General features: G+C 33.7%; 10 protein-coding genes. 3 read left to right on the top strand and 7 right to left on the bottom strand.

Going from position 1 to position 11995, the window contains the following annotated elements; translation table 11 throughout:
• Window positions 1–40: 40 nt before the first annotated feature.
• From FLAPXU55_RS10800 to FLAPXU55_RS10790, 3 genes are all read left to right on the top strand, one after another.
• Window positions 41–721: a YiiX family permuted papain-like enzyme gene (locus FLAPXU55_RS10800; protein WP_180857663.1), complete on the top strand. Its 681-nt coding sequence runs from the start codon at window positions 41–43 to the stop codon at window positions 719–721.
• A gap of 89 nt (window positions 722–810) precedes the next feature.
• A complete protein-coding gene (locus tag FLAPXU55_RS10795; protein WP_180857662.1) occupies window positions 811–1263 on the top strand; it encodes a hypothetical protein in 453 nt (150 codons plus the stop codon).
• A gap of 5 nt (window positions 1264–1268) precedes the next feature.
• Window positions 1269–1574: a hypothetical protein gene (locus FLAPXU55_RS10790; protein ID WP_053473493.1), complete on the top strand. Its 306-nt coding sequence runs from the start codon at window positions 1269–1271 to the stop codon at window positions 1572–1574.
• Between the two features lie 73 nt (window positions 1575–1647).
• Here the strand turns inward: FLAPXU55_RS10790 and FLAPXU55_RS10785 are convergent, their stop codons facing one another.
• The 7 genes from FLAPXU55_RS10785 to FLAPXU55_RS10755 form a co-directional block, all read right to left on the bottom strand.
• Window positions 1648–3042 carry a M20/M25/M40 family metallo-hydrolase gene (locus FLAPXU55_RS10785; protein WP_180857661.1) on the bottom strand — a complete coding sequence of 465 codons (1395 nt, stop codon included), beginning with the start codon at window positions 3040–3042 and terminating at the stop codon, window positions 1648–1650.
• A 169-nt stretch (window positions 3043–3211) separates the two neighbouring features.
• The gene (locus FLAPXU55_RS10780; RefSeq protein ID WP_180857660.1) at window positions 3212–5122 is read right to left on the bottom strand and encodes a discoidin domain-containing protein; all 1911 of its coding nucleotides are present in this window, start codon (window positions 5120–5122) and stop codon (window positions 3212–3214) included.
• A 56-nt stretch (window positions 5123–5178) separates the two neighbouring features.
• Complete coding sequence (locus tag FLAPXU55_RS10775; RefSeq protein WP_180857659.1) at window positions 5179–5964, bottom strand: glycerophosphodiester phosphodiesterase family protein; 786 nt, start codon at window positions 5962–5964, stop codon at window positions 5179–5181.
• Window positions 5965–6053: 89 nt separating this feature from the next.
• Window positions 6054–8354 (bottom strand): beta-glucosidase BglX, encoded by a 2301-nt coding sequence (gene bglX / locus FLAPXU55_RS10770; RefSeq protein ID WP_180857658.1) that lies wholly within the window; start codon window positions 8352–8354, stop codon window positions 6054–6056.
• Between the two features lie 10 nt (window positions 8355–8364).
• Window positions 8365–9078 carry a carboxylesterase family protein gene (locus tag FLAPXU55_RS10765; protein WP_180857657.1) on the bottom strand — a complete coding sequence of 238 codons (714 nt, stop codon included), beginning with the start codon at window positions 9076–9078 and terminating at the stop codon, window positions 8365–8367.
• Between the two features lie 13 nt (window positions 9079–9091).
• Entirely contained in the window at window positions 9092–10465 is a 1374-nt protein-coding gene (locus tag FLAPXU55_RS10760; protein WP_180857656.1) for a glucoamylase family protein, read from the bottom strand.
• Between the two features lie 68 nt (window positions 10466–10533).
• Window positions 10534–11994, bottom strand: a complete 1461-nt coding sequence (locus FLAPXU55_RS10755) for a RagB/SusD family nutrient uptake outer membrane protein (RefSeq protein ID WP_180857655.1) — start codon at window positions 11992–11994, stop codon at window positions 10534–10536.
• Between the last annotated feature and the right edge of the window lies 1 nt (window position 11995).

Genomic DNA, 11995 nt, shown 5'->3' with positions numbered 1-11995 from the left:
TTTGTAACTCAAAGTACTTTATTTGCTATTTGAACACATCATGAAAAAACAAAAATATATTTTCCTTATCATCACATTCGCACTAAGTTTTGGCTTAGCGCTATTTGTGGCTATGAAAGTTTTTCCAAATAATCCGTTTTCAAAAACAAAGACGGAAACGAAAACTGAATCGAGTAAAATTCAGGATGGAGATATTATATTTCAAACTTCACAATCTCCTCAATGCGAAGCGGTACGAATTGCAACTAATTCTAAATTTTCTCATTGCGGAATTATTTACAATGTAAACGGAAATTGGTTTGTTTTTGAAGCCGTTCAGCCTGTAAAACTTACGCCTTTTGATGAATGGATTCAGCACGGAAAAGACAATAAATATGTGGTAAAACGATTAAAAAATGCTGATAAAGTTTTAACTCCGGCTGTTCTTGAAAAAATGAAAGAGTACAGCCAGCAGTTTGATGGAAAAGAATATGACGCTTATTTTGAATGGACAGATACTAGAATTTATTGTTCTGAATTGGTTTGGAAGATATATAAAAACGCCGCCGGAATCGAGCTTTCAAAACTAAGAGAATTGAAGAGTTTTAATTTAGAAGACCCAAGAGTTCAAAAAATATTAAAAGAAAGATATGGCAATGAAATTCCGTTAGAGGAAAAAGTGGTTGCCCCTTCTGACCTGGACGATTCAAATTTGCTTAAAACTATAATTGATAATTACTAAAATTCGACAAAAAAGCTAATTTTAAAACCAATTAGCTTTTTTATTTGATTATTCACTTTGAAACTCAAAGAACTTTTAACTAACCAAGTATGAGAGATTATTTAATTGAAAAATTATACGAAACCACTAAAAAACCTTATCAGAAGTATTTTAAGAAAAATGATCCGTGGGAAATCAATAAAACCGAATTAATGAATTTCCCTAAAGATAGTTTAGGCTATGGTTTAGGAAATTTTCACTTCAAAAATCATTTTGATATTCAGGAAAAACTGGAGGATCATGATATTATTCATGTTTTAACCAATACTGGAATTTCTGTTTATGAAGAAATCGGGATGCAGTATTACCTTCTTGGAAATGGAAAAAGAAGTTTGTATTTGTTTATGGTTATTTTAACTGGGACAATATTTTATCCTAAGAAAATAAAATATTTCATGGAGCAATTTAAAAGAGGAAAACAAGCACATTCGTTCTATTATTTGGATTTTTCAAAAATGCTTTTGATGCCTATCGAATCTATTCAACAAACATTTAAAATTTAAAACTTATGAAAACAATCAACCATAAAACATTTGAAGAAAAACAATCTACAGAGTTAGCAATTGGAACTTTCATTATCATTACAATACTATTTATACTTTATATTATTACAAATCAAAGTCCGAACATTCTTGTAATTGCCTGGCCATTTGCATTTTCAGCCATAATTGTAAATGCTATAATGTTCATTCACTTAACAGACCGGTTTATTCATCTTCCTGAACAAAGAAGAGATATTGCTGTTAAAATTTTAATTCTGCTTTCTAATATTCCAATTACGTTTTTTTACTACTTACTAGTAATGAAAAATTAAAATTTAGAATTTCATCTAATAAAAAAGCTGCGAGTTTATACTCGCAGCTTTAGATATATCGATTTTAAAAATCTTAGTTTGCAGAAGGAAGAACAATTCCTGTTTGGTCAATTAAATAAAGTAACGAAGTCATTGTTGCTGCACCAAGTTCTAATTCTCTTTTATTGATGGCATCAAATTTATCATTTGCTGCGTGGTGGTAATCAAAATAACGCTGAGAATCTGGTTTTAATCCTGCTTTAACAATTGCTTTAGACGTTAAATGATTAATATCTGAACCCGCATGTCCAATTGTAAAACTATGAACTAAATAAGGTTCAAAAAAGTCTTTAAATCCTTGTATTTTTTTCAAATTAGCATCATCAGCTTCAATAGAAAATCCTCTTGGAGAAAATCCGCCTGAATCACTTTCTAATGCAAAAATATGATTTTCATTATTTTGTTTTGAAAGCTCTTCATACTTAGCACCACCTTTTCCACCATTTTCTTCGTTCATAAATAATACTACACGAATTGTATTTTTTGGTTTGTAATTTAAGTTTTTAAGAATACGGATAGCTTCCATACTTTGTACTACTCCTGCTCCATCATCATGAGAACCATCGGCTAAATCCCAAGAATCTAAGTGTCCGCCCACAACCATAATGTTTGATGGGTTTACAGATCCTGTTAATTCTCCAACTACGTTATGAGATAATACATCTGGCAATGTTTCGCAAGATTGTTTGAAATAAAATTTTACAGCTGGATTTACTTTTAAAGTTTTACTTAATAATTCAGCTCCATTTGTACTAATTGCTGCGGTTGGAATATATTGCTCTTTTGGCAAATCACCATAACTCTGCGCTCCTGTATGAGGGAAATCGTCTAAACGTAAATTCATTGAACGAACAATTGTTCCCACAGCTCCTAGTTTAGCAGCTTCTTTTGCACCGGCATATCTTTGGTCTACACACGCACCATATGAGGTAAAAGTTTCGATATTTTCAGGATTCATTGGTCTGTTATAAAAAACAATTTTTCCTTTTACTTTATCAGCACCTAATTCATTCAATTCTTTAATTCCCTGCACTTCAATTATTTCTGCTGTAAGTCCAGTTTTTGGAGTAGCAACAGATCCGCCTAATGCACAAATTGGCACAGCAGTTTTTACTTTTCCATCTACGATAAAAGCAGTTTCTTTTTCACCGCGAACCCAGTGAGGAACCATAACTTCCTGCAGATAAACTTTATCAAGTCCAAGAGTTTCTAATTGTCTTTTTGTATACTCAACAGCTTCTGCAGCACCTTTTGATCCAGATAAACGGCTTCCGATATCATTTGAAAGATATTCTAACCAAGAATAACATTTAGCTTCGGTTAGAGCTTTTTTATAAAATAATTTAATGTTTTTTTCATCATTTGACTGAGCAAAAGATGCGGTCAATCCATTTAAAACTAATGCAGTTAAAAGAATCGTTTTTTTCATAATTTTAATAACATTTTGGGGTTATGTTGCTTTTTTGGCTTCTCTTACAAAGAAACAAAATTCTGTAGAACTGTCAGAGTTTTTTCGCAGCCATTTCTCAAAAAAAAACTCTAATTATAAACCTTTTTTGTTCATAATTAGAGTTTTTCTTATTTTCTTTAAAATAATGTTACTTTACTTCGATAATCTTATTTTTTGTACCGATTCCGTTTTCATTAAAAGGTTCAATTGTAAAATAATACTTTGTTCCTTTGTCTAAACCTCTAAAATCGTATACGTTATCTCCATAAACCATAATACTGTTGTATAATTTATCCGGAGCAATTCCGTAATAAATATTGTATCCTACAGCATCATTTTGTTTTTTCCATGAAATCATAGCGTTTCTTGAATCCAGTTTATTTCTGTCTACTTTAAAAGATGAAATTGCTTTTGGTTTTTCTGATAATCCATTTCCAAAAACCCTGAAATCAGAAATGGCAAACAAGCCAGATGCATTGTGAATGTTAACCATTTTGATGTAACGCGCTTTAAATGATTTTGTTAATTCAACATAATCATGCGGAGCATCTTTATCATTTTTAGATTTATCAACCACCAAAGTCCAGTTTTGTGCATCATCAGACATGAATATTTTATACTGATAATAAATATCCATTGCTTTGTTATACTGCGTTGCTTTATGATCTGCATAATTGATCTGCAGTGCCTTAATTTCCATTTGACGGCCTAAATCCATTTGAAGCCATTCGTCCGGATTGCCTGTTTTAGCAGACCAATACGTTTGAATATTTTCATCGGTTAAATTCTCAGAGCCATAACAAAATTTCTCGTAGACTTTTTTTCCGCCGTTATCCATTCTGTGCGTTTCAACTTCCAAACATTCTTCAGAAGAAGAAACCGTTACAGGTTTTTTATAAGAAAGCAGCATCCATCCAGATGAAGCTCCTTTTGTCTGGTCACGATTACCTGTTGGAAGAACAATTGGAAAATCTCCGTAAGACGTAATAGAATACATGACATCATCTTTATCAAATCCAGCAGGAAACATATCAATACGACGCTCAAAACGGTCTTTTATAGAAATCTTACATGTTCCTGTGTTCCAATAATTTCCGTATTTATCTGCAAAAGTATTTCCGTGTCCGGCACCAATTACAAATCCGCCGGGTTTATATGACATTGGATTATGTTTTTGATACGTAAATGGTCCTAACGGATTATCTCCAACATGCACTCCGTTTGCATAACCTTTAAATTCGGTTGCAGGCGCGCCATACTGCATATAATATTTTCCGTTGTGTTTCGTCATCCACGCTCCTTCAATAAAATTTCCCCAAGGTGCAGGTTCCATGTCATTATTTGGACCAAAACGTTCCCAGCCATGAGCTGAAGGATTTAAAATCGCAACTTCTTTGATCTGCCCATACGGACGCTGAATATCTTCTACTTCTGTAGCTTTGTATAATTGTGCATAATCTGCCTGATTCCCTTTTGGAAGCCATGTATTATAATCAACCTCAGTACCTACAAGCGGCAGTTTTCCGCTTGAACCATAATACATATATACTTTCTTATCATCATCCTGAAAAATGGCAGGATCCCAAGTTGGCAGCATAGCTTTGTCTACGTGACGTGTCCATTTTCCCGATTTTGGGTCGGCAGTTTTCCAAATTGGATGATCTCTATTCCATGTTGAACCCACATAAAATAAGGTATCGTTTACAACCCACGCCGCAGGTGCACATTGATCATCGTCGCCGGGTTTTCTTTGAAAACTTCCGTAAACGAAATTCCAGTCTGACATGTCTTTACTCCAAAAGAAACCTGCCTGATTAGTTGCAAATAAATAGTATTCACCTTTGTAAGTGATAATGACAGGATCAGCACTGGAACGGCGCGATTCAGGAATTCCGTTATGATTATGAGTGGTGAAATTGTAGCCAATATTAATTGGGTTACAATAAGTTGTTGCGGGTTTATTTGGGTCAAACCAATCTGTTTTTCCGGGAATATTAGCTTTTTGCGACCAAATACTTGTTGTACAGGCAGCCAAAAGCAATAGGAATATCTTTTTCATTTGTATTCTTTTTAAGTTTATAGAATTCAATCTCTTAGTAAAATGATGATGAAAATCTATTTTTTTTCTTTTAATCTTTCGCTTAAAAGTTCAGGTTCGTTTGTGGTAATGTAATTGAATTTATTAGCTATAATCCAATCCATATCAGCCGCTTCGTTAACTGTCCAGGCATTTAGAATAATCTTATTGTCTTTCGCTTCCTTAATCCATTCGGGATGTTTTTTAAAGACTGAATAATGATAATCGACACCTGAAATATTATCTGCTTTTACTTCTTTTGGAGATTTATTTCCTTCTAAATACTGCAAAACTGTTTTCTGGTCAACTTGTCTAATTTGTTTTAGAATTTCATAGTCGAAACTTATATAGCAGGTGTTTTTATCTGCTTTTAGCTTTTTAATGATTTCAACAGACATTAACGCCGTTTTTTGTCCTCTTTCTTTATTTATTTCCGAAGGTTTTATTTCGCAGACTAAAAGAGTTTGTTTGTTATTCTTTTTTCCTTCTGAAATGTATTCGTGTAATGTTGGAAGTTTTTCTCCATTAGAAAGTTTAAACTTTATTAAGTCAGCATAATTGGTTTGTTCGATAAGCAATTTGTTATAATGTGCATCGTGATTAATTACAAGCGAATCATCTGCAGTTCTCCAAACGTCAAATTCTGATCCGGGCAATTTTAAATCAATAGCATGTCTTAAAGAAGCAATAGAATTTTCAGGAAGGTTATTTTTTTTCCATGCGCCGCGATGTGCCACTATTGCATTCTCCTTTACACAGCATGATTGAAAAACAATTATTACTGCTAAAAAAAGTAGTATTCTGAGTGCTTTAATAGTCTTCATTATTTTAAAATTATGTTTTATAAAAATGTTGTTTTATAAAAAAAGCCCTCCGTCAACCAAACGGAGGGCCTTACTAATCAATAAACCAACTATTTAGTTAACTCAAAACTAACTTTCTTGTCGGCAGTTGAATTTCCTCCAACGAAAATATCGAACTGTCCAGGTTCTGCTGCGAATTGCAAATCAGAATTATAAAATTTTAAATCCTCAACAGTAATGTCAAAACTTACTGTTTGTTTTTCACCTTTTTTAAGTGCTATTTTTTGGAAACCTTTCAATTCTCTAACTGGTCTTGTTACTGAACCAACTAAATCTCTAATGTATAATTGAACTGTTTCTTTTCCGTCAAAATTTCCTGTATTTGCTACATCAACCGTTACTTTTAGTTTTCCACTAAAATTCATTTTATCAGAAGAAATTTTCAGGTTTGAATAATCAAAAGTTGTATAACTTAAACCAAATCCGAATGGGAATAAAGGTTCGTTTCTTTCGTCAATATAATTTGATCTGAATTTTTCGAATTTCCCTTCTGTATTAGAAAGTGGTCTTCCTGTATTTTTGTGTGCGTAATAAATTGGCAATTGTCCTACGCTTCTTGGGAAAGTTGTTGTTAATTTTCCAGAAGGATTTACATCTCCAAATAAAACGTCAGCAATTGCGTAACCAGCTTCTGTACCCGCAAACCAAGCATTTAAAATGGCAGGAACTGTTTTTTCTTCATCAGTAATTACTAACGGACGTCCGTCAAATAAAACTACAACAACTGGTTTTCCAGTTTTTAATAATGCATTTAATAAATCTTTTTGCGCTTGTGGAATTTCTAAATTCGTACGGCTGCTTGATTCTCCGCTCATTTCTGCAGATTCTCCAATTGCAGCAATAATCACATCAGATTGCTGTGCTACTTTTACAGCTTCTGCTAATAATTCTTCTTTTGAACGTGCATCACGGTGTAATGTTTTTCCAAACATTGTTGCTTTAGTTTCAAATTCTTCGTCGTAATCTAAATTACTTCCTTTAGCATATAAAACTTTTGTTGATGGTCCTGCAACTTCTTTAATTCCAGCTAATAATGAAACGGCATTTTCCATTCTTGTAGCAACGCTCCATGTTCCCGGCATATTTTCTTTAGCATCTGCCAAAGGCCCGATTAAACCAATTGTTCCTGATTTTTTAAGTGGCAGTAATTGATTTTGATTTTTTAACAATACCAATGATTGTGCAGCGATTTGACGTGCTTCTTTTCTGCTGTCTGTTGTAAAGATCTCCGTTTTAGCTCTTTTTTCGTCGCAATATTTATATGGATCCTGGAATAATCCTAAGTCATATTTTGCTTCTAAAATAAGTCTAACGGCATTGTCAATTGTTTCGATTGAAACTCTTTTTTCGTCTAATGATTTTTTCAAAGTTCCTAAGAAACCTTCTCCAACCATATCCATTTCTACACCAGCGTTTAATGCTAAAGCAGAAACGTCCTGAAGGTTACCCATTCCGTGTTCGATCATTTCAGGAATTCCTGTAAAATCTGTTACTACAAAACCTTTAAAACCCCATTGTTTTCTTAAAACATCAGTCATTAACCATTTATTTCCAGTTGCAGGAATTCCGTCAATTTCATTGAAAGAAGCCATAACCGAACCTACTCCAGCGTCAACTGCTGCTTTGTAAGGTGGGAAATAGTCATTGAACATTCTGATATGGCTCATATCAACTGTGTTGTAATCACGACCTGCTTCTGGTGCTCCGTACAATGCAAAGTGTTTTACACACGCTAAAATGGAATTATTTTTTGAAAGATCGTGCTGTTGGTATCCGTTAACCATTGCTTTTGCAATCTGGCTTCCTAAGTACGGATCTTCTCCTGAACCTTCAGAAACTCTTCCCCAACGTGGGTCGCGTGAGATATCTACCATTGGAGAAAATGTCCAGTTGATTCCGTCTGCACTTGCTTCTTTTGCAGCAATCTGCGCACTTCTTTCTATTAAAGCCATATCCCAGGTACAAGATAATCCTAACGGAATTGGAAATGTTGTTTCGTAACCGTGGATAACGTCCATACCAAAAAGTAATGGAATTTTTAAACGGCTTTGTTCGACAGCGATTTTTTGTACTTCTTTAATTTTTTGTACTGATTTTATATTGAACAAACCGCCCACTTTTCCTTCTGCGATATTTTTTGCAACGTTTGAGCTGTTTGCTTGTCCTGTTGTAATATCACCAGATGTTGGTAAATTTAACTGTCCTAATTTTTCTTCTAATGTCATTTTTGACATTAATTCTGCTACAAACTCTGACTTAGGTTTAATTTTCACTGTACTTTTTGTGCTCTTTTTTTGAGCGTAACCCAAAACAGCACATCCTAAAAAAAGTAAGACTAATTTGTTTTTCATTCTATAATATTTATTTGTTCGTATTCGATTTTTTCTGTTTCAACATCCAGTCATAAATTTCGGGATTGTCGTAAACCCGTGTCCAGCTGTCGTGTCCAGCATCATCAAAAATAGTTAACTGAACATCTTTTGCATCACATTTTTTTAATTCTTTGTAAACGCTTATAGCATAATCTACTTTTACCACATCATCTAATAATCCGTGGAAAATTCTGGTTGGAATATTGGCTATTTCACAAGTTTTCTCTAACTGAATTAAATCTACAAAGCCAGCGACAGGTACGTTTGCGGCAAATAGATCCGGATGTGCAAAAGCCAAATTCCACGAAGCCCAGCCTCCTGAGCTCAAACCAGTAACATATATTCGTTCTGAATCAATTTTGTTTTCTTTCTGAATTTTTAAAATCAGTTCGTAAATTGATTCTGTATTCCAATTTTCATCTTCTTTACATTGCGGCGCCAAAACATAAACGTCTAACTGATGTGTTTTTAAATATTTAAAAGGTCCATGAATTTTTACTTTTTCAATGTCTGTCCCTTTTTCCCCATCTCCTGAAATAAAAACTATTAATGGCTTTTTATCTTTTGTATTGGCTGGTTTATGCAATATGTAGCCTAATTCATTATTCGTTACAATAACTGTTTTTATTTTTCCAGTGGTTTCACTTTGTGCAAAACTTAATGCAGAAATAAACAGCAGTGCTAAACCTAGTTTGTATTTCATAATAGATTATTTCTTAAATACCGTATTTTCCAGATGTAAATCCAAGTTTTTTTAGACCTTGTTTTACTTCTGGTGCATTCATAAATAACTTCCACAATAAACCAGTTCTGTAGTTTTCTATCATTACTACTTCAGGTCCTTGATCAATAGCTAAATAACGTTTTGCAACCCAATTGTTTCCTAAACTTAGAGCGTCATAAAAACCAGCTTCTCCCCAAGTTTCTTTTTTATGATTGTCATATAAGTTTCGGATTACTGCCATTGATTCTTTTGGTGTGTATACTATAGAACTTATTGCTGCAGTTGGTGAAATAACTTCCTGATCATTACTTGGCATGTGGGCATTATAACCAATAGATCCATCAGGATTTCTTGAATAAGATGCTGTTAATCCCCAATAATCTGCTCCGTAACCTTTTACTTTCTTTAGGTTTTCTATTGCGTATTGGTAATTTATTTTGGTTTGATTTACGTTCAAATCCCAATAATTCGCGTATTTATCTTTCAATTGATTTGGATCTAAACCAACATAAGAATAATGTGCCCAAAATAAAGGACCTCCAAATTCTTCTGCTCCATTGTGTTTTAAAACTAACGGAATGTTATATTTTGTTTTAGAAGAAACAATTCCACCGCTTCTCGCCCATCCTTCGTGATATGCTTTTGCATCTATTGTATGCGTTGGAGATGAAGCTGCCATAACGTAGGTAATCAAACATTCATTATATCCTTGTAGTGGAAAATTCATTTCCCAAGCATAACTTGGCGACCAGTGCCAGTATAAAACATTTTTATTGTTTGTATACCACTGCCAGTCAACGCCTTTCCAAAGTACATCGTATTTTTGCGCTACAGCTTTTTCTTTTTCAGAGCCATCTTTAAGATATTCACGAACTGTAATCATCCCTGCAACCAAGAATGAAGTTTCGACTAAATCGCCGCCATTATCCTTGGTTCCAAAAGGTTTTACTTTTCCTGTATTTCCATCGATCCAATGTGACCATGCGCCATGAAAACGATCTGCTTTGCCTAAAAAATCTGCAATTTTGTTAAGTCTTTCTACTCCTTGTTCTTTTGTGATATAACCTTGAGACATTCCTGAAACCAAGGCCATTAATCCAAAACCTGAACCTCCTGTTGTAACGATATTTGAATCGTTTTCAGGATAAACTCCGTCTGGATGAAAACGTTCTCTGGCTAATCCGGAATTTGGTTCTGCATAATCCCAGAAGTATTTAAAAGTTTGTTTTTGAACAGCATCAAGAAGCTGTTCATCTGTTAATGCAACACCAGAAGTATTTTCTTCTGCATTTCCTTTTGATTTCTCAGCATTGGATCCACAACTAAAAAAAGTAAAAGCTAAAAATAAAACTGAAATTCTAATCATTATAAAAATTTAAATATTGAATAAATAATCACTTCCTTCAAAAGTTTGAAGGAAGTGATTTTAAGATTTTAGTAACCGCCTGGGTTTTGAGATGAATATCCTACTGCTTGTTGAAGGAAACTAGATGGGATTGGATATAATTCGTGTTTTCCAACCACAAATGTTTTACCGTCTGCTGCCATAGCTGCCTCTGCCTGACCAGTTCTAATAATATCAAACCATCTGTCGTGTTCAAAAGCAAGTTCTACTCTTCTTTCTTTGTAGATTGCTTTTCTTACATCTGTTTGAGATACTGCAGGAGTATCACCTAAATTAGCTCTGTGTCTTACCTGATTTAATAAAGGGATAGCAGCTGCTGTCTGTCCTAATTCATTTAAAGCTTCGGCTTTCATTAATAAAACCTCAGCATATCTCAAATATCTAAGATTTGTATCTGTAAATTCCTGATTGTAAAAAGCTGATGAATATGCTTTATAATTATATCTAGGATTGCTAACTGTTGAAGCTACTTCTCTTCCATCATACAAAGTTGTTCCTCTAAAGATAATTGTTGCATTTTTTCTAACGTCACCTGGCTCATACGCATTTGCTAAACCTTCTGTTGGTGTATTGAAGCCCCAGCCCCAGCCTCCAGCTCCTCGAGGTGCTTGAGATACTGAATAATTTCCAATTCCAAATCCTGGAGAAGAAGTTCCTCCAATTCCATTAATTTCAAAAATTGATTCTGAACCAAATTCTCCTTCCTTTTTAAACTGTAAAGAATAATCTGAAACTAAAGTATATCCAGTCACTTTATCACAATTATCAACTACTTTCTGCCAGTTTTTTTGATATAAATTTACTTTAGCCAATAATGCATAAGCAGATCCTTTTGAAACTCTTGCAACATCTTTACCAGTATAAGTAGATTTTAATGGTAATGTTTCAATCGCTCTGTTTAGATCACTTTCAATAAAAGCATAAACTTCTGCCGGAGTTTTACGGGTCAACTGCATAATTTTATCGTCTGCATTTCCTGGAATTGGTAAATGATCAACAATAGGCACTCCTCCAAATCCTTTTACCAAAGTAAAATACATAAATGCTCTTAAAAATTTAGATTCACCTTCTAATCTGTTTTTTAAAGAAGGAGTTACTTTATCTAATTTTGGTAAAATTGCAAGTGCTTGATTAGCTCTATTGATACCTGCATAATTATAATCCCAAATACTTTTAAATGAAGGTGTTGAGGCATTATAAGTTAAATTGTCTAAAACATCTTTATCTGTTCCTGTATCTCCAGGATCAGAACCTTTATCTGCATCATCTGAGATAATACTTGTTGCTCCGTTCCATGCAAATGATGACATATCCCAAGATAAAAATATATTGTAAATCCCATCTATCATTGTTGTTGCATCCTGATCATTATTAATTAACTCTGGATCAGCAGGCTTATTTTCTGTTGGATTTACATCTAAAAAATCATCTGAACATCCAGATAAAAATAGAGATGCAAGCACAAAAAGTGATATATATATCTTTTTCATA

Source organism: Flavobacterium panici (assembly GCF_903819335.1).
Taxonomy (GTDB): domain Bacteria; phylum Bacteroidota; class Bacteroidia; order Flavobacteriales; family Flavobacteriaceae; genus Flavobacterium; species Flavobacterium panici.
This window is presented reverse-complemented; position numbering and strand designations above follow the sequence as displayed.